Origin of the sequence: Psychrobacter sp. PSP (genome assembly GCF_024085615.1) — a bacterium.
GTDB classification, from domain to species: Bacteria; Pseudomonadota; Gammaproteobacteria; order Pseudomonadales; family Moraxellaceae; genus Psychrobacter; species Psychrobacter pacificensis.
The window spans coordinates 14,821-36,288 of sequence record NZ_JABLTF010000005.1 but is presented as its reverse complement, the minus strand read 5'-3'; the positions used below and the strand labels follow the sequence as shown (position 1 = coordinate 36,288).

Below are 21,468 nucleotides of genomic sequence, written 5' to 3'. Positions count from 1 at the left end.
CCTAGCCTGTAGATATATTGACTTTGCCTGTTTCACCAATGATATTCTTGGTGACTGGGTAAAGATACGTCTGTATTATTTGCTTTACTGTTTTATGTTTTACTATCACCGCGGATGATCGCAATGGAGCCTGATGAATAATGGAGCCTGCTAAATATAGCAGTCAGCCATTGCTGTCGCTAACTTCCCATCTGCTAACTTGTGGCTCACGTCGCCAGTCGTTTATCAACTTAAAGAAGTGATTATGCAATATCCCGCTTGGAAATACTTACTTATTGCCGTCGTGCTCATCATTGCCGGTCTATATGCTGCTCCTAACTTATACCCTGACGAACCTGCCGTGCAGATTACGAGCGCAGCAGCAGGGACTCAACTGTCTGAAGGTATCTTGACCCAGTCTCAAAGCTTACTCGAAGAGGCAGGTCTAGAGAATCATAATGGTACGTTTGAGGGCAACAGTGCACTGGTACGTCTCAACAACCCAGTCGATCAGCTAAAAGCGCAAGAAGTACTACGTCAAAACTTGGGTGAGGACTATGTGGTCGCTCTCAACTTAGCACAAACGACCCCGCAGTGGCTGCGTGATATCGGTGCCAGACCGATGAAACTTGGCCTTGATTTACGCGGTGGTGTACGTTTTGTACTAGAAGTCGATATGGACAAGGCGCTTGAACAGCGCTTGAACAGCGCCAGTCGTGATATGCGACGCGAGTTACGTGCTGAGCGAGTGGCGATTAAAGGTATAAAAACCGAAGACCGCGGCGTTGTACTACATTTTGCTGATACAGATACCCGTAATCGTGCGCAAAACATTTTGCAAGGCTCGATGAGCAATACCTTCAACTTGCAATCTTCAATTGATAACCAAGGTCCTGCATTGGTATTGTCATATAACGACGCAACGCTTGACGAAATCAATAGTTACGCGGTCAATCAAAACTTAACAACGCTACGTAACCGTATTGCCGAGCTGGGTGTGACTGAAGCATTGGTACAATCTCAAGGCTCGAGCCGTATCGTGGTCGAGCTGCCAGGCGTACAAGACACTGCTGAAGCAAAACGTGTCCTTGGACGTACTGCCAACCTTGAGTTCCGTATGGTGGCAGAAGACGCTGATACCTACACAGGCGGTATTCCTCCAGCAGGTACTGAAGCATTCCCATTTGAGACACTCGATGGTCCACCAGTGTTGCTAGAGCGTCAAGCCATCGTCACGGGCGATAAAGTGACCAATGCACAGACAGGCGTCGACGAAAACGGCTCGCCAGAAGTGAGCATCACGCTAGACAGTGCTGGTGGTAAGCTCATGCAAAACGCCACTCGCACCGCTGTCGGCAAGCAGATGGCTGTATTGTTCATTGAAAACAAGCAAAGAATCACTTACGAAGAAGATCCAGCGACTGGTGAGACAACTGAAGTACGTACGCCTTATGCTGAAACCAAGGTCATTAACCGTGCCAATATTCAAGCAGTACTGGGTTCATCATTCCGTATTACTGGTCTTGATAGCACAGCTGAGGCCGCTGAGCTTGCGCTACTACTGCGCTCAGGTGCACTTGCCGCACCAATGTACTTTGTAGAAGAACGCACCATTGGCCCATCGCTGGGTCAAGAGAACATTGATAAAGGCTTATTCTCTACGCAGGTCGGCTATTTATTAGTCTTCGTATTTATGATTATCTTCTATCGCCTATTTGGTGTGATTGCCAACGTGGCATTGGCGGTGAACGTTATTATTATTATTGCGATTATGTCAATTTTGGGTTCGTCACTGACGCTACCTGGTATTGCTGGTATCGTCTTGACCATTGGTATGGCGGTTGATGCCAACGTACTGATCTTTGAGCGGATACGAGAAGAGATTGCCAATGGGGTACGGCCAAAATCTGCCATCGTGGCAGGTTTTGATCGGGCATTTAGTAGTATTTTTGATGCCAACATCACAACCTTATTGGTCGCGTTTATCCTATTTGCGATTGGTACGGGTCCGATTAAAGGCTTTGCGGTTACGCTAGCTATTGGTATTGTCAGCTCACTGTTTACCGCTATTTTGGTGACGCGTGCACTGGTACAAATTGCTTATGGTAAGCGTAAATCCATCAAAAGTCTGAGCATCGGTTAGGAGAACATTATGGCGATCGAAAATAATAACCCTTTAGAACAGCAGAATAATCCTGATCGAAATGGCTCGAACGGTGATGCGACTACTGCAAGTACCCGCCGCCGCAAAAAACCACGCCGTGATGGCAAAGGTAGCAATACCAAAACCAATAACCCAACTACCACCAAATCTGGCAAAAGTAGTGGCCGCCGTGGTGGTAAAGGCCAAGCTGGTACAGACAATCAAGCCCTCTCTACTGCTGTTGATCCTAACCTAGCAGCAAGTGACGCGGCTGATGATGCCGCAGCCATGGCTGAGGGCGGTATCAAAGCCGTTGGTAATCAGCGCATCATTCCCTTTATGAAGATAGAAAAGCCAATGGCGCTGCTATCTTTATTTATGGTGATCGGTAGTATCATTGCTATTGCCGTCAACGGTCTGAACTTGGGTCTTGATTTTACGGGCGGTGTCTCAGCAGACGTGCGTTATGAGCAGCCTGTTGAGCAAGTTGCTGTTGTACAAGCACTGGCAGACAATGGTTTTGATGATGCTGTCGTTCAATATCTCGGTACACGTGAAGAGCTACTGGTACGACTACCGCCCCAGTCTGATAATGTGGATGGGCTGAATACTGACCTAACTCAAGCATTAGCATTGCCTAACAATACCGCTACTATCAGTAACGTCAATATCATTGGTAGCCAAGTGGGTAATGAGGTTTATCTAAACTCCGTTATGGCATTGGTGTTGGCATTGGTTTGTATGCTGGGCTATGTAGCGCTACGATTCCAGTTCAAATTGTCGCTTGGTGCTGTGCTGTCACTATTTCATGATGCAGTGGTGACCATTGGTGTATTTGCGCTATTTGGCTTCCCTTTTGACTTAACGGTATTAGCTGCTGTATTAGCGTTGATTGGTTATTCATTGAACGATACGATTGTGGTTTATGACCGTATCCGCGAAAACTTCCGCCGTGTCCGTGGTATTACCCCAGAGCAGACGATTGACTTGTCTTTGACCGAAACCCTACGCCGTACCATCATGACCATCTCAACAGTCCTATTGGTCGTATTGGCCATGTTGTTCCTAGGCGGTGAAGGGCTATACTGGTTCTCAGTCGCGCTATTTATTGGTCTACTTGCAGGTACTTACTCATCGACCTATATTGCAAGCTCGATTCCATTACGCATGGGTCTATCACGCGATGATTTTATCGTAAAAGTGAAGCCAGAGTTTGAAGAAGAGATTGTCACCTTCAATGATCCAAAAATGTTTGAGCAAGACAACGTCTAGTAAGGTATATTAGAGGACATAGTACACTTATGTAGCGTACGGTTAGCCTTTGTATTATCGCTGATGAAATAGTAATAATGTTTCGACAAGAGCACCTGACTTATGAATAATGAGTCTAGGTGCTTTTGTCTTTATAGCAATTTTGCCTCACTTATCAAATGCGTTGCACTGCTGCTTTGCCAAAACCAAATAATATATTGCCCTCTTTATCGCCTCAGTATAAACGAGCCACCAATGCCAGCCAATACCTCAGCATCCAACGTCATGCCGCCTATCGATACCAGCTATAAGCGTATCATTGCCATTGCCCTACCTGTCCTATTGGCCAATCTCGCCATGCCATTGCAAAGTGTGATCGACACAGCGATTGTCGGTAATATGAATGAGACGGCCAAACTGGCTGGCATGGGTTTGGCAATACAGCTGTTGTCCTTGTTGCTCGTTAGCTTTAACTTTTTACAATACGCCTCCTCTGGTTTATCCGCGCAAGCTTTAGGACAACTGGCCAATCATACTGATAACAATGGGCGCACTGCGACAACAGCGTCACCGTTACTGTCTATTTTACAGCGCGCGTTGTTATTAGCCTTCTTAATCGGCGCAGTTTTGCTACTGGCCAAACCGTGGCTGATCGATGTTGGGTTACAAGTGTTATCAGCCAATCCTGAAAGTGGTCGCGCTGCAAAAATCTATTTGGATGTGCGATTTTGGGGAGTGATCGCTGAGCTGATGAACTTTGCCTTTATAGGTTGGTTTGCAGGGCAAGGCAAGACACGATATATGCTGTATCAGCAGGGATTTATTGCTCTGATCAATATCGTGCTGACTTTATTTTTTGTGTTCATTATGAATATGGGCTTGGTTGGTGTGGCATTGGGTACGACCATTGCGTTTTGGTTAGGTGTGTTACTAGCGTTATCACTAAGCCGCCATCATTTAAAGGTATCATGGACAGCTTTACTCAGAGCAGATAAGCAGCATTTTACAAAAAATAAAATGCTTAGGCTATTTTCTTTAAATAAAGATATTTTTGTCCGTACTCTTATTTTAACGCTCAGTTTTGCTTGGATTACTCGGCTATCGGCTCAAAGTGGCGATGTGATATTGGCCGCCAATGCCATTTTACTACAGGTATTGAGCATCTCAGCTTTTGCACTTGATGGCGTTGCTGTCTCTGCTGAGACGTTAAGTGGGCAAGCTGCTGGTCGGCGTGACTGGCCACGTTTTTTGATGATCATAAAACGCACGGGCATTGTCAGTTATAGCCTAGCAATCCTGCTGAGCGCTATCTGGTGGCTTGCAATGCCAAGTTATCTAGATTTTATGACCAATATTGAATCGGTGTTTGCCCTCGCCTATGAGTACCACCTATATGCCGTATTGTTACCCCTCGTGGGTGTTGGAGCCTACTGGTTAGATGGTATATTTTTTGGTTTGACAGCAGGCAATGTGATTCGTAATGCTGCCCTGATACTAGCTGCTATTTTCTTTCCGTTGAGCTGGCTGCTTTATCAGCAATGGGATATGACCGGTATTTGGCTGAGTGTATGGTGCTTACTGCTATTGAGGCTAATTATCTTAGGCGGATTTTTGTACCGTGCTCATCAATCAGGTAGTTATGAGAGGCTACAGCCAGAGGCTTAAACACTTTTTATTGTACAGCCAATGATCACGCAGTCATTTATCATACAGCCATCACATACCGTTTTGACGCAATACAGTGTTTATTTTTAAGTGTAAAACAATCCGTTTATAAAAACAGTGTAAGAAAATTTAGGATGCCATGTGACCACTCATTCAAACGAACTCAGTCATCAACAAGAACGCACTCACGATTGGGCTGAGGGCTTCAAAAAAAGCTTGCCCGTTGCCATGGGATATCTGCCTGCTGGTATTGCCTTTGGTGTACTGGCACAAGTTGCTGGTATTCCTGTATGGGCAACGGTTATGCTCAGCATTGTGCTCTATGCTGGAGCGGCTCAATATGCTTGTTTGCCAATGCTAAGCGCTGGTCTGCCGATCGGTAATATCGCGACCAATATCGCCGCCATTAATTTACGCCACGTGTTTTATGGTATACCACTATTGCAATATCTACCAAAACATAAACTGGCAAAAACGTATTGCTTATTTGCCCTGACTGACGAGACCTTTTCAGTCATGACCAGTTTGCCAAACGAGGCACGACAAGCACTCATACTCCCTATTAGCTTATTTAACCAAAGCTGGTGGGTACTCGCGAGTGCCATCGGCGTGATAATTGGAAGTACGCTTAGTGACTTAATTCCACATTTGGATTTTGCCTTGGTTTGTCTGTTTGCAATTTTGGCTTATGAGCAATTCCAAAGTATTAAACGTTATTTCCCCATTGGCATCGCTGTAATTGGCTTGATTGTCGCGTCTTTATTCACTAGCGATTGGTTATTGTTGGTGGCTATCACTATCTGTATGTTGATGATTTTGGTACGTGGATTTTGGATGCAGCGTCATGAAATAGGAGAATCTTATGACCAGTAGTTATCTTATTTTTGCGACGCTTGCGATGGCGGCAGTGACGTTCATCACTCGTGCGTTACCAGCATTAATCCCTAGAAAAGTTTTAGATACGCCTTGGCTACATCGACTGAATGAGAGCTTACCGTTGTCAGTGATGGTGCTACTTATCTTAACCAGTCTGTCTTATCAAAACCTGCCAGTAGACATTGCCTTGAGTGATCCTGAGCTACATCTATTGATGGCACAGGTTTGCGCACTTATACTGGTACTCTTTATTTACCATATTAGCCGCCAGCTCTTGGTCAGCATGATCGTTGGTATTGCCGCGATCAATGGTTTTGTCTGGATATTTACCAATTTTTTGATCTGACAGCAGCCTATCTTATACCAACATCCAATATTGATTTTACTGGTATTTTTGGCAAAAAAAAGCTGGACTCTTAATAGAATCCAGCTTTTTATTTTCAAGCAATATATTTATTACTATCTGGCTTAAAGCTCTTCAACACCCATCATATCGACTGGGGTATCAGCCACTATCTGCACGCCTTTCTTGCCAGTTTTGGCCGTATCATTACGCTGCTCTTGCAGATGGTCAAGATACGCTTCATTGATCTGGCCAGTAATGTAGCAGCCATTAAATACAGCACAATCAAACCCTTCGACTCTGCTGTGCTTGGTATCCTTGACGGCATCGATCAAATCATCTAGGTCTTGGAAGATCAGACGGTCAGCACCAATGATCTCACGTACTTCCTCAACACTGTTGCCTGAAGCAATCAGCTCGGTACGCACTGGCATGTCAATGCCGTATACGTTTGGAAACTTGACTGGTGGCGCGGCACTCGCAAAAAACACTTTATTAGCACCTGCATCACGCGCCATTTGAATAATTTCATGACACGTCGTACCACGAACGATTGAATCATCAACCAATAGTACGTTTTTGCCTTTAAACTCTAACGGCACCGCGCTTAGCTTTTGACGAACGGACTTTTTGCGCTGCTGTTGACCTGGCATGATAAACGTACGACCGATATAGCGGTTTTTCATAAACCCTTCACGGTACTTGACGTTCATTTTTAGCGCTAGCTCCATCGCTGAGGTACGTGACGTATCTGGAATCGGGATGACCACGTCAATGTCATGATCTTCGCCCCACTCTGCAAGGATTTTGTCAGCCAATTTTTCACCCATACGTAGGCGTGATTTATAAACTGAGATATTATCCATAATAGAATCTGGACGGGCAAAGTACACATATTCAAAGATACAAGGCGTGTATTCTTTTGGCGCTACGCATTGATGCGTATGTAGCTTATGGTTCAAATCAATAAAAATAGCTTCGCCTGGTTTTACATCACGAACGATAGTGAAGCCAGAACCTGTCAATGCGACTGATTCAGAGGCGACCATATATTCGGTGCCGCCGTTTTCTGCCATGCGCTTACCAAAGATAAGCGGACGGATACCGTTTGGATCGCGGAACGCTAGTAATCCATGACCAGTAATCAAGGCCACAACGCCATAAGCCCCTTCACAGCGTCTATAAACGGCTTTTACCGCTTCAAAGATGTCATCGGCTGTTGGATGCGTCTTACCTAGATTTTGCATCTCATGTGCGAGTACGTTCAGCAGCACTTCAGAATCTGAATCGGTATTGAGGTGGCGACGATCTTCGATATATAAAGATTTGGCCAAACTCTCAGCATTGGTCAAGTTGCCATTATGCGCAAGCGTGATACCATAAGGTGAGTTAACATAAAATGGCTGGGCTTCAGCGCTACTAGAAGTGCCAGCAGTTGGGTAACGAACGTGACCGATACCAAACTTACCGACCAGCTTCATCATGTGACGATTCATAAATACGTCACGTACCATACCGTTTTCTTTACGTAGGTAAAGTCGACCATCTTGCAAAGTAACAATACCTGCTGCATCTTGCCCACGATGCTGTAGCATCGTTAAACCGTCATAAAGTATCTGATTGACTGGCTCATGAGCTGCAACTCCAATGACTCCACACATATAGCTATATCCTATTTAACTCATACATTAGTACGACAATAACGGCAAAACTGCTGACAGTATGTGGCTAAAATCACGCACTGTCGTCCACCGCTAACCTGATGATTTTGCAAGAAACTTCATGATAATTTTTGATCATCTGTTTTCGATGATCAGTAACACATGCAAACGTTTAGAAGTATAAAAAGAATTAGAACAATAGAAAATTACGACTGATTGACTTGATCCCAAGCCATGCCCAACACATCTGATACCAATGCTTTCCCCATAGGTGCATAAGGTAGCAGCTCAGGGGCAAGGACTGAGGTTTGCCATTGCGGCATTTGTACTAGTAGTGGCGCAGTCACACTTAACACAACCAATACCATGAGTACATTTTTGGCAGCACCAAGCACCCCGCCCGCCATTTTGTCGACCACACCCAGACGCAGTGTCTTGAGCACACCTGAGAATACAAAAGCCACCAAGTGCATAACTGCCAATATCACAATCACCACCAGCAAAAAGGCCATCGCCATTTGTAGTACGGGACTTTGCACGATACCAGATAATTGAGGCGACACCGATCCTGCGAGCCGAGTCGCAGCGATAAGAGCGATAAACCAGCCTACTAAGCCAACCGCAGTTTTGATCAGGCCAACTTGAAAGCCGCGCCACAAACCAATCAAGACAACAATAGCAATCACAATATCTAGAACGCTCATATCTTGCGCCTCACCATTTTATTCACTTGACTAGCTTTCCATGGCATCATAATAGCCACCGATTGCTTGAATACAGGATTGTACTAAGCCAGGACCTCTGTAGATCAGTCCTGTATAGAGCTGTACCATGTCTGCACCTGCTTCGATTTTTTTGACGGCTTTGGCACCGCTATCGATACCGCCCACACCTATCAAAGCAACTTTACCATCTAGCTGATCAGAGAACTGTTGTAAAATCTGGGTACTAATGTGGCTCACCGGACGACCTGACAAGCCGCCCATTTGATCACCATCACGTAGGTCTTCGACACCCACACGGCTCAGTGTCGTATTGGTTGCAATCAAACCGTCAATTTCAAAGTCTAATAATTGCTGTGAGATATAGTCAACTTGCAGTGGCTCTAGATCAGGCGCAACCTTGAGCACCAATGGCACATAAAACCCATATTCAGTCGCCAGCTGACTGTGACGGTTTTTAATCGTATCCATCAGCTGGGTCAGAGCCTCACCACTTTGCAAGTCACGTAAGTTTTTGGTGTTTGGCGATGAGATATTGACCGTAATATATGAGGCATGCGGATAGACACGCTCTAAGCAATACACATAATCGTCTGCGGCTTGCTCTACCGGCGTGTCGGCATTTTTACCAATGTTGATACCGATATTGCCTTTGTATTTGCAGCGTTTGACATTGTCAATCAGATAATCAACGCCTTCATTATTAAAACCCATACGGTTGATGATGGCGTCTGCTTGCTTGATTCTAAACAGTCTTGGCCTATCGTTACCCGCTTGCGGTCTTGGCGTGACCGTACCTACTTCTATAAAACCAAAACCCAGCTCAGCTAGCGCGTCAATGTAGTCACCGTTTTTGTCCAAGCCTGCAGCAAGACCCACTGGATTAGAGAACTGTAATCCCATACAGTCAGTAGGCTGCATCGACTGACCATACGCCAAACCTAAAACACGCGCTTTATGTGCTTTATCCAATAAAGATAGCGTCATCTCATGGGCGTGTTCGGGATCCATATTAAACAAAAAAGGACGAAGTAAGGCATAAGACATAGTGATGGCAAACCCTGCTCGAAAGAAATAGTGGATAAAGAATATGAATGAAATCAGGCGGAGCGATTATATCAGCTTAACAGAAACAAGCGCAAAGTTTCACACGGTAAATTTCCACATTTAACCCGCCGTCAGCGCATATAAGCATTTATTAAATAGCCATAATAATTCACTGTCTTTTAAGCTCAGCTGAATCAACAGCGAAAGACAACTAGTATATTATATCAAGGTACTGGGCGACCGTCAGTGAGTGCAATCCAACCACGTATAATTCGATATAAATGCCAGATAAAGGTGAATGTCACAATCAACAGACCAAAGCCAGCCAGTAACGTCGAACCAATAGCAATATTGCCACTATCAGCTAGCATACTCACACCAAAACCACCTAAAGCAAAAACTGTGATGACAATACCAATAATAAACCAAACGATACTGTACCAAAACGTTTTGATTTGCCAATCAAAATGCGTGGATAACCATGTACCATCAGCATCGTGACGCTTGGCATAATTCATCACAATCGGCACGATCCACAGCAGACCAGCGGTAAAATAGCTAATCACATATAAGAAATAAGTGATGTGATTGTAAATGGTTAAAGAACGGCGCTTATCGTTGCTCATACTGTCACTCATTGGTTTGCGTTGTCCTTGCTGGTCAGTAATCTTGTCTGCTGAAAACTATGCTCATCAGTATCGTTATGAAGAAAGTGCTTTACGCTAAATATCTATCGTTAGCAGTGGCTAATAAACATTTAATGGTGACAGATAAAAGGCTTTTCAATGACATCTAACTCAAAATGCCATTTGAAAAACGAGTTACTAATAAATTGGATTGGAACATATCATGTTCTGTTACTCATATTCTACTATTAAGACCATACCTGCCACTAAACAGTATCGAGTTATAAAGTGACAGTGGCTTGCACTTGGATAGATTTATTCGTTAGGTCTTGCTGCATGGATAACTGCGTGAACTGCCAACCTTGCTGCTCTAACTTGCCAAGAGCGGTACTTACGACAGCTTGACTGGGGTGGATAAAGCTTAACTGCACCGAATCACCAGCCGCAACGACCTGAGCATCTGTAATTCCTGTGGTATTTAGCAGCGCACTAATTCGATTGGCAGGCGGCATGTCAGCCTCTCCATTAGCGTTATTGCCAGCACTTAATGCATTACTATCGATATTACCTGCTTGCGCCCGCAACCAAAAATAATCAGCCACTTGTTCCTGATAATCATTTTCGCTCTCTTTTGCCGCTTGATGAATGCTATAACCACCATAACCGCCGATAAACACCAACAAAAATACGGATAATATAGCTAACGCTAGCTGATCGCGTGGTGGTAATGCTTGCCAGCGCGTTGATAGCATATTTTGGTAACTGCTCATACGCTCAGAGAATGCGTGCGCCTTAGTATTGGTTGCAGAGACAGCTGCACTGCGTTTGGTACGGCGCTGTAATTGTTTCATGTTTTGACCTTTTCTTACCAATACACTGATGAATTATGATGCTGCCGGAGTGTTCGCCGTATCGCTGTTTTCCACCACATCCACAGTGACCTGAGCACTAAATTGACCTTGATCATTACTACTCACTTGCGCAAGCTTGGCATTCAAACCTTGCGCTATTAGCGTGCTCGTGAATTGATCCAAACTGCCACGATCAGGTGCAATGAGCGTAAAACTGAGTGCAGATGGCTGCATCACTAGCGTCTGCGCACGCAGTGAAGATTGTTTGATTAAGGGTGATATCTTTGACAGCGCTGCCATGTGTGATGCAGGTGCCTGGCTGTCGCTAAGCAGTTTTGGCTGTAATTGTACTTGGAGCTTGGTTCGAGTGCTGAGGGGCTCATCAGTGAACCAAGATTGATATTGCGCTGCTATTTCAGTCTTGGTGGCAGCTGTTGCCTCATTATACTGGTACCACTGCACCCCATCGGTTGCCATCTGTAGCACTAAGGCCGATAACGCAACCATCATTGCTACCCGTAAATACGGTGATAACTGTGAGTCGGTTGATTTGATAAAGAAGTTCAGCGCATGACGTTCTGGGTTGTCAATGGGCGCTGGTGTCGTGGGCAAGCTCGTTAATAACAGCTGGTGATCAGCGATCAGCGCTTTAGTTTGCGCCATAGAACTGGTAGTCGCTGATGTTGCTGGGATATCATTGATACCCATACTATCCATTTCATTAGTGGCTGAATCACTGGTAGCAAGGCTATTGGCTTCAATAGAAGTCAGCAACATCACTTCGCTTAAATGCGGAAAGCGCTCAAAGATCAACGGCAAATAGCTGACAGCCATACCTTGGCGCAATGATTGGCGCAATAGCAGAGTCTGCTCGTCTTGATATAATGTCACTTGCTGACCTGCACCTTCTTCTGGCGGCAGCAGTAATAGGAAATCTGGCAGTAGTGCCACTATATTCATACCCACGAGTTGAGCACTTTGCTGCCATGCCTCAATATCGCTTTGTGCCAATGCGTACAGCTGCGTCGTATCAGTATGGCTCAACTGACGAATAACCAATTGCTCAACTGGCGTTAGGGAGGTTTCTTCAAACAAATACTGCTTACCACTATTTCCCAGCTGCTTGAGCTGAGCATTATTAAGCGCTGTTTCTACTTGCAATACATGACTTGAGGGGAAATATAAACAAATTGCCTTTTGGCCATTCGATTTATGATGACCATAGATAGTTTGTAACTGTTGCCAACCATCAACCGTCTGCCATTGATGTACATCTTCGCGCCAGACAGCTAGCGGACTATGCTGCGCTCGTAACCAAACATGTAACACTAAACGTGTCCTCGATTATTGCTGCGGTTATAAAAGTACTGTGATGAAGCAGTGCTACTATTTAGAAAGGATTGAGTCATTTTATCTGCTGAGCCAGTCGCTTAATTGGCATGATTGCCTCACTCTGAATTCACCCTATCTAAGAAATGGCTAAGTCAGCCTAGTATGGTTGGTCAGGTACAAAACGATCCACTTCAGTGGCCATCCCAGTCATAACAAACTCCATTTCAAACACTCTGGCTTCTGCCAAAGAGAATGACTCAGGATAATCACCAGTCAACAAGCCTGCGATATAAGCAACGATTGACATATGACAAACAACGACCAGACATTCTGCATCAATATTCGCAATATCAATTAAAGCCTCACGGGCATCATCAGAGGGCGTGATATTATCTTGTACTGTTGAAAGTACGTTGGGCATTCGTGACTGGAATGCAGCCAGCGTCTGCTGCGCCCTATCATAAGGACTGACGATAAAACAATCTGGATGATAGTGTGTGGTCACATACTCTGCCGTCTGTGCCGCTTGCTGTTGACCAAAGTCAGTCAGCTGACGCGCACTATCCGGACGCGTCTCATCTTCGGCTTGACCATGACGTACTAATATAATTTTCATAACCTTCCTTGGTGCGCGGAGTTAGCACTGTCTCTCAATAGTACCTTTTAATAAAATATCTTACTTATCAGCATCGCTATTTTTACTTTTGGCGTCGTCTTTGGTATTGTCTTTAGCGCTGTTACTTGAGTTTTTCATATGAGCGGTAAGCGCAGCATTGCTATGATCATGCGCCATCACAAACTCAACATCACTACGGAATCCCGCTTCCATCAAATGTAGTGCCACGCCTAATGCTGCTTTATCTTCATAAATGACCGCATAGAGCGCATGGGTGATAGGCATATAGATGCCCGCTTTAGTGGCTTTTTCGTGGACTTGCTGAATCGTATTGACCCCTTCAGCAGTTTGACCCAGTTTTTTGACGGCAGCATCAATACTCATGCCGCGACCGAGCATATTACCAATACGATAGTTGCGGCTTAACTCTGAGCTACAAGTGGCATATAAATCCCCCACTCCTGACAAACCTAAAAAGGTTAGCGGATTGGCCCCCTCTTCAACACCGAAACGACTCATTTCTGCCAAGGCACGAGTAAGGATCATTGCTTTGGTATTTTCACCCACTTCATAAGCAGCTGCCATACCCATGGCGATGGCATAGATGTTTTTGAGCGCGCCGCCAAGCTCGACACCGCGTACATCGTCACTTGCAAACACCCTAAAAAAAGCACTGTGCAAAGCTGCTTGTACCGCATGACGCAATGGCTCAGACTCACTTGCAATCACCGTGGCAGACGGCATGTTTTTCATGATTTCTATGGCAAGGTTTGGCCCTGACATAACACCGAAATTCACTTCAGGCAACACTTCTTTAATAATGTCGCTCATCATGGCAAAGGTATCTTTCTCCATTCCTTTGGTCAACGATACGATAGACTGCCCACTGATCAAAGGCGCAATGTTTTTTACCGTTTCGCGAAAAGCCAATCCCGGCACGGCGATAAAGATAATATCTTTGTCTTTGACGGTAGCCGCCAAATCATGACTGTATTTCAAACGGTCATCAAGCTTGTAGCCAGGCAGATATTTTTTATTGGTTTGAGTTTTTGCCATCGCTTTTACCGTACGTTTATTACGTACCCACAGCGTAGCATCGCAGCCATTACGCGCAGCCAAGTTTGCCATTGCCGTACCAAAGCTACCACCACCTAAAAACGCCAAACGCAGCTTGGTAGGGTTGCTGTGAATATCTGCCATGTCTTTTGCGACTGCTGACTCAACTGGACTGCGCGTTGATTTTTTACGACCGATGCCTGACTTACTTGCACGCTCTAAGATACTTGCCAACATACCATTTTGTTTTTCAGACGTATTGTTGCCCGCCTCATTGTTAGCGCTGTTGTTATTTTTATTGCTATCGTTAGGACTTGTCATGTTCTTTTATCCATGTTGACTGACTTATTCTCATAGGAGCTACTGTTCCCAGATATCTCCGATACTCGGGCTCGCGGTCTTTTTGAGGTAATAATTTTACCAAGAGACAACACCGAGTCAAATTACGACTCGAAGCGTACTAACGGCTCGATATCAATAGGTTTGCGTTTGGATTCATCTTTTGGACTAGTGCCAGTATAAACAAAAGCGGTCACATAATCATCTGGACCCACATCAAAATAAGCTTTTACCGCAGGCTCATTACATAACAACCCAGTACGCCAAACTGTACTAAATCCCTGAGCTTTGAGTGCCAGTATCAAATTTTGCACAGCAGCACCTGCACTGAGCATTTGCTCAAAAGGTGGCACTTTTTTATGCTCTTGCATTTGCGTCACGACCGTTATGATAACAGGTGCTCGGAGCGGCATGGTATGGGTTTTTTTGATGGTTTTCTCAGACAGCTCTTCGCCATCTTTGAGCGCTTTTTCTTTTGCTGCGGCTACCAAAGCATTACCTAACTCGTGACGTGCCTCTCCTTGGGTCACAATAAAGCGCCATGGACGCAGTTTTTTGTGATCGGGCGCTGTCGCTGCACACCCAATAGCAGACTCGATTTGATCCCGTGTTGGCGCTGGTGTATCCAAATTGCCCATGCTGCGTCTTGAATTAATCCAACCAATCAGCTCTTCACTGCTAGCTGAGACATCATTTGTGGCTACATTTTTAACGGGCAGTTTATTGTCCTGTGGCGCTTGGTTATTTTCATCTGTTGTCGTCATTGCCTGTCCTTACTTATTATTATTTATTTCTTTTTACGAACTACTTTTAAATCTGATACTTGTCATTGAAAATACTAAGCACCGAATGCGAAAAAATATTTAAGCTGTAGCAATGCTGTTTTAAAAAACATCCACTACGCAGCATCTTCGACGCGGTGATCCATGCGTAGATAATCTTCTGATTGCATCTCAAGCAAGCGTGAGCGGGTACGCTCAATCTCAAACGCTAGCTTTTCCCCTTGATACAAGTCCAAAATCGATTGCTCTGCGCGTACCAACAGTTTTACACGGCGATCATAAAACTCATCGACCAGATAAATAAAACGGCGCGTTGGATCACGCAAATCATCATCTAAAGCGGGTACTGAATCAACTAATACCGTGCTGAATTGTTTTGCAAGTTCAATAAAATCAGATGCCGAGCGCGGTGCCATGCACAGATGTCGAAAATCGCAAAACAAGATATCTTCGGTACGCGCGTTGATTGGGATCTCGCGGCCATTGATAATAATCGGGTCATTGCTGATTTTTTGATTATTAGACAAGCTGGCAAAGCGGTTGGCGAGCCAGTGATGGTTGGCTTTGGTCATTGGTGATTCGTACAACTCTGCTTGCTGAAGCACGCGCAGACGATAATCAACACCGGAGTCGATATTCATCACAGTCGTATGGCTCTCAACCTCTGCAATGGCGGGTAGAAAACGGTCGCGGTGCAAACCATCTTTGTATAAACCAGAAGGCTCGATGTTTGAGGTAGCCACCAAAGTGATACCGCGATTAAACAGCATCGTAAACAAATCACCCAAAATCATCGCATCAGAGACGTTAGACACAAAAAACTCATCAAAACAGATAACGACCGCTTCTTTATAAATAATATCGGCGACTTTTTCGAGTGGATCACTTTCGCCTTGAAGCTTATTCAACTCCTGATGAACACGCTGCATAAAATGATGGAAATGCAGACGCATTTTGCGCTCAATGGTCAATGAATCATAAAACATATCCATCATCCACGTCTTGCCGCGACCGACACCGCCCCACATATATAATCCAGTTGGCGCGGCAGGCTTAGATTTTAAAAACCCAAAGAACCCTTTCTTTTGCGGTGCGCTATTGATGAGCTGATGGTAGATCTCATCAAGATAGCTCATGGCCTGAAATTGCTGCTCATCCCGAGTAAACTCATCGGTACTGACGGCTTTCTCGTAACGTTGCAATGGAGATAAACTCATAATACGACTCATCGTTGGATTAAATAAATATCAAAATATTGGAGTGGCTAAGTGCTACCCTAAAACATAAATTAGCGGTTAAGGTTAAAACTACGTATTACTATGCGTTTCTAATAACTTTTTGAGCTCTGATAATCGACCGTGAAAAAAGTGACCAGCACCATCGACAACGCTTACTGCAATTCCTAAACGATCTGCAAATGCCTGCATATTTTCAGGCGCGATTACTTCATCCGCATTGCCATAAATCTCAAAGGTTTTATCAGCGGGTAAATTGATATCAGTACTGTCATTTTTTTCAACTGAGGGTGCGATAAGCGCGATTTTTGACACGTCAAAATCACCCAATCCCCATATATGCGCGGCTTCAAGTACTTGCTCAGCCACGCGGGCAGTGACATAACCACCAAAAGAAAAACCGCCCAGCCATAGCTTTCGGGCATTGGTTTGTTCAGCAATCCATTGTAGCACGGTCATTGCATCGACCACTTCACCTTCCGCATAATCATGCTCGCCTGTCGATTGGCCAACACCGCGAAAATTAAAGCGCACCACATGCATACCATTGTCACGGGCAAAGCGGTACATAGTCGTGACCACTTTATTGTTCATTGTCCCATCGAACAACGGATTGGGATGACACAGCAGCGCAACGGTATCTGTATTTGGGTCGTTAGGATTGTCATTTTGCCATAGTGCGTCGACCTCGAGCACACCAGCAGGAGCAGGAATCAATTGCATAGTATTACTTATTAATAAAAATGAATGGCTCAATTATCCTAGATATGATTTTTATTTCAAGTGATTTGCTGTGTACGGGTGCGACTTGTTTTATGTTAGGCCAAAGTTGATGCCCAGCAGCTGAGTATATGATTTATTTAAGCACGCTTTTTTTGTCATAAATTGGATAGGTAATACTGCTGTAATACCGCACACAATAAGCGTCTAGACAGGTAATATCTAGATGCGCTACATTCATGAAGCTTTGCCTATCGCTAAGACGTTCTGTTTATATACATTAGGAATTATTTATGAATACCTTTAACAAAACTGCCAGTTTAGGTGCAATATTGGCCAGTGCGCTCGTTTTAAGCGCTTGTCAAAGCACGCCATCATCACCAGTGATTCAACGTGCCAACTCTATTTATGAAACCACAGGAATCGCTGATACCAAAGTCAAAGCGCAGCAAAATGCAATTGATAGTGCGCAAAAAACCTGTCGAAGCAAACAAGTCATTATTGTTGATGACAATGTCAAATATAATGGTATCTTAAATGAACGTACTGGCCGTATGGTTGGGCAAGTGGGTTCCGTGGTCGGCTCAATCTTTGGCACGGGCACGCCAGATTTGTCACGCAATGATGATTATGAATACAAGATCAATTTTCGTTGCCAGTAACTCTCTATCAGCAACTCTCTAAATGAGCGACGCCATTTGCGTTTCTCTAGCATCACCTGACATACTGTGATTGATGGAATAGCCAACAAGCCGCGATATGGATGATATATCAATCAAAGCTTGTTGGCTTTGCTTTTTGTGCGCGCCCTTTTGGGTTAAACTATCCGCTATCGTATTCAGCATATCTTCATCAGTCTTTATATTTTCATTATCTTTGGTCTTATATCATGCGCAAACCTAACCTTTCAAATATCAAACAGGCCAAAGTACTCGCACCTGCCAAAGATTTGGCCACTCTAGAGGCCGAGCTCGCTGAGCAAGAAGACCATTTAGAGGATACGGTCCTACGCCTGAGTGATTACTTATCCGCGGTTGAAATGGTCATCAAACAGACCTTTGACCACCGGGTATGGGTCAAAGCTGAAATCCGTAATCTGTCGAGCAAGGGTGGTCACTATTATTTTGAATTGGCAGAAAAAGACGATGATGGCAAAGTGGTCGCCAGCTGCCGCGGCAACCTTTGGCGCTTTAAAGCGGCTCGTGTATTAGCCAAGTTTGAGCGCGCAACGGGTATGCCGCTTGAGCGTGACTTGACCGTACTCCTTAAAGTATCGGCAGGATTCCATCCCCAGTACGGTTTTTCAATCACGATTGAGGATATCGATCCCAGCTATACCCTAGGCGACTTGGCACGGCAGTATGCAGAAATGGTTGATCGCTTAACAGGCGAAGGGCTATTACACCTCAATCAGCAGCTGCCTACCCCTTTTGATATCGAGCATGTGCTGGTCATCGCGCCTGAAAAGGCGGCTGGATTGGGTGACTTTCAAGCAGATGCGGATCGCTTAGCCAGTACAGGTGCTTGTCATTTCCACTACCATAATGCGACTTTTCAAGGCAATCATGCACCCGCTGAGATACGCCAAGCCATCGTTAGTGCTCAGCAGCAGTTTTATGAAATTTATCAGCGTTTGCCTGATTTATTGGTGATTATTCGCGGCGGCGGTGCGGTTGGTGATTTGGCTTATCTTAATGATTATGAGCTGGCAGCGTTGGTGGCTGAGCAGCCTGTGCCTGTCTGGGTGGGTATCGGTCATGAGCGTGACAAAGTCATCTTAGATGAAGTGGCGCACACCAGCTTTGATACGCCCTCAAAAGTGATTGCCGCTATCCATAGTCATTTAGCCCAGCTCGTCACTCAGACGCTACAATATCAAGCGCAAATCAAACAAGCCGCTCAGCGCCAACTCAATACGGCGGAACAACAAAGCACACGCCAGTTGAGCCAAATACAGTCGCAAACTATTGGGCAACTCACCGCTCTGCGAAAAGACAATGATTATGCGTGGCGCAGCATTCAACAAAGCGCACAGCGTCAAGTAAAGCAAGCCGCTAGACTGACGGCTGAGCGATATACACAAACGCAAACCTCGGCACGTCAACAACTGACGAAAGCCGCGACCAATAGCAAAACTCATCAAGAATCGATTATGCAAAACGTGCAGCAGCAAGTCATACAATCACAGCGTGATAGCGAACATCTACGTGATATTGTGCTATTACATCGCCCGTCTCGCGTGCTCAAACAAGGCTATGCCATGCTCACGGATGCCAAAAACAACCAAACGCTCACGACCAGCACCCAACTGTCTCCTGAGCAAACCGTCAATATCATTTTAAAAGATGGCAATGCAAAAGCGCAGATTATCGATGTCAATATCGACAAGAAAGCGACTGAAACCTCAGACATGCCCATTTAATCATATAATAATATCTAACAACTACTTATCTACTTACCTTTAACAATTAGGAAATTTTATGACCACCCCTACTCGCAGACGCAAAAAAGCCGCCCCAAAAACCTTTAAGGCGGCTTACGATATTTTAAAAACCAATGCGGCCGAATTACAGCAACAAGACGAGCCTGATATTGATAATCTGATGACCACGGTTGAAGAGTCTATTGCGGCTTATCGCGTTTGCGAAACCCGTATTAACGCGGTACAGCAAGCATTGGATGCGGCCTTCGCCGAAGAAAAATCTACTAGCAGCACGGACAGTTAGTTTATTCAGGCTCATCAACTTCAAAGACTTGGCGTAGATAGGCAAGATACGTGTCATTATTGATCATGGTCTTGCCTGGGCTATCAGACAGCTTGGCCACTGGCTGACCATTGCACTCTACTAATTTGAGCACGATATTAATCGGTGTGATGCCCATGTCATTGGTCAAATTGGTGCCAATGCCAAAGCTGGTTCTAATACGATCTTTGAAGTATTGATGCAGCTCCCAAGCCTTTTCTAAATCCAGCCCATCACTGAAAGTCAAAATCTTTGTCTTTGGATCTATTTTTAATTTTTCATAATGTGCCACTGCCTTATCACCCCAGATGTAAGGGTCGCCACTATCGTGACGCAGCCCATCAAAGAGCTTGGCAAAATACAAATCAAAGTCGCGCAAGAACGCATCCATACCAACCACGTCTGTCAATGCAATACCCAAATCACCGCGATATTCATGCACCCATGCTTCAAGCGCTGCCTTTTGTGAATCGCGCAGACGTACATCCAATGCCTGAAATGCCTGCATAAACTCATGTGCCATCGTGCCTATCGGCGTCATGCCAAGCTGCTTTGCCAGATATACATTAGAAGTACCGCCTACGATTTTTGGCGCAGCCTTGTATAGTGTCTCTACCACATGCGCCTGCCAGCGTTTGCTAAAGCGTCGACGCGTTCCAAAATCAGCGACGATAAACGGCGGCGTATTACGATCTTCTTTTTTCTGCTCTGCCGCATATTGATGCAGCAATGCCACTTTTTCATCAAGGCGGCGCTGTCCTTCTACAATCACACTATCGTCAGATAACGCATTAAAATAAAGCTCATTGACGATAGCCAGCACAAATACTTCAAAGAACATTGCCTGAATCATCGGCCCTTCGATGTCGATAGACAAACGACCTTTTTCATCGATACTGACGGTAATAAACCGGCGTTTTAACTTAAATAATTCTAGATAATCAACAAAGTCTGAGCGCATAAAGCGCAAACCACGTAGGTAGTCCAGCTCATCTGGCAAAAAGCGCAGTTCACACAGACTGTCTAGTTGCTGCTCTAGATCTTTTTTGATATTGGCGAGTGGATAAGCGGTGTCTTTATGATTGCGGCAGCGAAAACGGTAGACCCCATGCGTCTGCGGAAATTGATGCAACATGGCTTGCAACATCGTAAATTTGTACAAATCATTATCAAGCAGTGAGGTAATAATAGGTGAATAAGTAGCAGTCATGCTATGGCCTTAAAAGTGCAGAAATGAGAAACAAGTGTCACCGAATCAACCAAGCGACCTTATGTCTGAATAATAAATAACATCTGGATAATAGACGCCCATAAAGTATGCGTCATCCATAAACCATCCAGTATAACGAAGTTTGGTATTGATGTCAGAGTTCGCATGAGATTGCAGCAAAATTCGTACAACTAGCGAAAATGATCATCGAATATCTAACAGTACATGGTACAAAAAAGACGCTAAGAGTGAACTTAACGTCTTTTTTAT

21 protein-coding genes are annotated in these 21,468 nt (G+C 44.8%); 8 read left to right on the top strand and 13 right to left on the bottom strand.

The window, feature by feature from the left end:
- Window positions 1-244 precede the first annotated feature (244 nt).
- From secD to HL061_RS00210, 5 genes are all read left to right on the top strand, one after another.
- Window positions 245-2,122 (top strand): protein translocase subunit SecD, encoded by a 1,878-nt coding sequence (secD, locus tag HL061_RS00230; protein WP_071001389.1) that lies wholly within the window; start codon window positions 245-247, stop codon window positions 2,120-2,122.
- Between the two features lie 9 nt (window positions 2,123-2,131).
- Window positions 2,132-3,394, top strand: a complete 1,263-nt coding sequence (gene secF / locus HL061_RS00225; protein WP_071001388.1) for a protein translocase subunit SecF — start codon at window positions 2,132-2,134, stop codon at window positions 3,392-3,394.
- A gap of 234 nt (window positions 3,395-3,628) precedes the next feature.
- Window positions 3,629-5,038: an MATE family efflux transporter gene (locus HL061_RS00220; protein WP_071001387.1), complete on the top strand. Its 1,410-nt coding sequence runs from the start codon at window positions 3,629-3,631 to the stop codon at window positions 5,036-5,038.
- 141 nt (window positions 5,039-5,179) lie between these two features.
- Window positions 5,180-5,911 carry an AzlC family ABC transporter permease gene (locus HL061_RS00215; RefSeq protein ID WP_071001386.1) on the top strand — a complete coding sequence of 244 codons (732 nt, stop codon included), beginning with the start codon at window positions 5,180-5,182 and terminating at the stop codon, window positions 5,909-5,911.
- Entirely contained in the window at window positions 5,901-6,260 is a 360-nt protein-coding gene (locus tag HL061_RS00210; RefSeq protein ID WP_071001385.1) for an AzlD domain-containing protein, read from the top strand. Before HL061_RS00215 ends, HL061_RS00210 begins: the two co-directional genes overlap by 11 nt.
- A 122-nt stretch (window positions 6,261-6,382) precedes the next feature.
- Here HL061_RS00210 and purF read toward each other — a convergent pair whose 3' ends face one another.
- The 11 genes from purF to HL061_RS00155 form a co-directional block, all read right to left on the bottom strand.
- On the bottom strand, window positions 6,383-7,918 hold the full coding sequence (gene purF, locus HL061_RS00205) for an amidophosphoribosyltransferase (RefSeq protein WP_058024985.1): 1,536 nt from the start codon (window positions 7,916-7,918) through the stop codon (window positions 6,383-6,385).
- 206 nt (window positions 7,919-8,124) lie between these two features.
- Entirely contained in the window at window positions 8,125-8,622 is a 498-nt protein-coding gene (locus HL061_RS00200) for a CvpA family protein (protein ID WP_252962374.1), read from the bottom strand.
- A 30-nt stretch (window positions 8,623-8,652) separates the two neighbouring features.
- Complete coding sequence (locus HL061_RS00195) at window positions 8,653-9,687, bottom strand: quinone-dependent dihydroorotate dehydrogenase (RefSeq protein ID WP_058024983.1); 1,035 nt, start codon at window positions 9,685-9,687, stop codon at window positions 8,653-8,655.
- A 224-nt stretch (window positions 9,688-9,911) separates the two neighbouring features.
- Window positions 9,912-10,313, bottom strand: coding sequence for a hypothetical protein (locus tag HL061_RS00190; RefSeq protein ID WP_093070974.1), 402 nt, complete (start codon window positions 10,311-10,313; stop codon window positions 9,912-9,914).
- A 281-nt stretch (window positions 10,314-10,594) separates the two neighbouring features.
- The gene (gspM, locus tag HL061_RS00185) at window positions 10,595-11,164 is read right to left on the bottom strand and encodes a type II secretion system protein GspM (protein ID WP_071001383.1); all 570 of its coding nucleotides are present in this window, start codon (window positions 11,162-11,164) and stop codon (window positions 10,595-10,597) included.
- Window positions 11,165-11,197: 33 nt separating this feature from the next.
- Window positions 11,198-12,493 carry a type II secretion system protein GspL gene (gene gspL, locus HL061_RS00180; protein ID WP_071001382.1) on the bottom strand — a complete coding sequence of 432 codons (1,296 nt, stop codon included), beginning with the start codon at window positions 12,491-12,493 and terminating at the stop codon, window positions 11,198-11,200.
- A 160-nt stretch (window positions 12,494-12,653) separates the two neighbouring features.
- The gene (locus HL061_RS00175) at window positions 12,654-13,112 is read right to left on the bottom strand and encodes a histidine phosphatase family protein (RefSeq protein WP_058024979.1); all 459 of its coding nucleotides are present in this window, start codon (window positions 13,110-13,112) and stop codon (window positions 12,654-12,656) included.
- Window positions 13,113-13,172: 60 nt separating this feature from the next.
- Complete coding sequence (locus HL061_RS00170) at window positions 13,173-14,489, bottom strand: NAD(P)H-dependent glycerol-3-phosphate dehydrogenase (RefSeq protein ID WP_071001381.1); 1,317 nt, start codon at window positions 14,487-14,489, stop codon at window positions 13,173-13,175.
- A gap of 122 nt (window positions 14,490-14,611) precedes the next feature.
- The gene (locus HL061_RS00165) at window positions 14,612-15,271 is read right to left on the bottom strand and encodes a nitroreductase (protein ID WP_071001380.1); all 660 of its coding nucleotides are present in this window, start codon (window positions 15,269-15,271) and stop codon (window positions 14,612-14,614) included.
- A gap of 134 nt (window positions 15,272-15,405) precedes the next feature.
- The gene (zapE, locus tag HL061_RS00160) at window positions 15,406-16,506 is read right to left on the bottom strand and encodes a cell division protein ZapE (protein ID WP_071001379.1); all 1,101 of its coding nucleotides are present in this window, start codon (window positions 16,504-16,506) and stop codon (window positions 15,406-15,408) included.
- A gap of 90 nt (window positions 16,507-16,596) precedes the next feature.
- Window positions 16,597-17,247, bottom strand: a complete 651-nt coding sequence (locus HL061_RS00155; protein WP_071001378.1) for an alpha/beta fold hydrolase — start codon at window positions 17,245-17,247, stop codon at window positions 16,597-16,599.
- Between the two features lie 290 nt (window positions 17,248-17,537).
- On the opposite strand from HL061_RS00155, the gene HL061_RS00150 reads away from it, so the two are divergent.
- Window positions 17,538-17,906: a hypothetical protein gene (locus tag HL061_RS00150; RefSeq protein WP_071001377.1), complete on the top strand. Its 369-nt coding sequence runs from the start codon at window positions 17,538-17,540 to the stop codon at window positions 17,904-17,906.
- Between the two features lie 18 nt (window positions 17,907-17,924).
- Here the strand turns inward: HL061_RS00150 and HL061_RS00145 are convergent, their stop codons facing one another.
- Complete coding sequence (locus HL061_RS00145; RefSeq protein WP_156770944.1) at window positions 17,925-18,089, bottom strand: hypothetical protein; 165 nt, start codon at window positions 18,087-18,089, stop codon at window positions 17,925-17,927.
- A 44-nt stretch (window positions 18,090-18,133) separates the two neighbouring features.
- On the opposite strand from HL061_RS00145, the gene xseA reads away from it, so the two are divergent.
- Both xseA and xseB read left to right on the top strand, forming a co-directional pair.
- The gene (xseA, locus tag HL061_RS00140; protein WP_071003576.1) at window positions 18,134-19,666 is read left to right on the top strand and encodes an exodeoxyribonuclease VII large subunit; all 1,533 of its coding nucleotides are present in this window, start codon (window positions 18,134-18,136) and stop codon (window positions 19,664-19,666) included.
- Window positions 19,667-19,724: 58 nt separating this feature from the next.
- Window positions 19,725-19,970: an exodeoxyribonuclease VII small subunit gene (xseB, locus tag HL061_RS00135; RefSeq protein WP_071001376.1), complete on the top strand. Its 246-nt coding sequence runs from the start codon at window positions 19,725-19,727 to the stop codon at window positions 19,968-19,970.
- A gap of 1 nt (window position 19,971) precedes the next feature.
- On the opposite strand, the gene pncB is transcribed toward xseB, so the two are convergent.
- Window positions 19,972-21,198, bottom strand: a complete 1,227-nt coding sequence (gene pncB, locus HL061_RS00130) for a nicotinate phosphoribosyltransferase (RefSeq protein ID WP_071001375.1) — start codon at window positions 21,196-21,198, stop codon at window positions 19,972-19,974.
- Window positions 21,199-21,468: the final 270 nt, after the last annotated feature.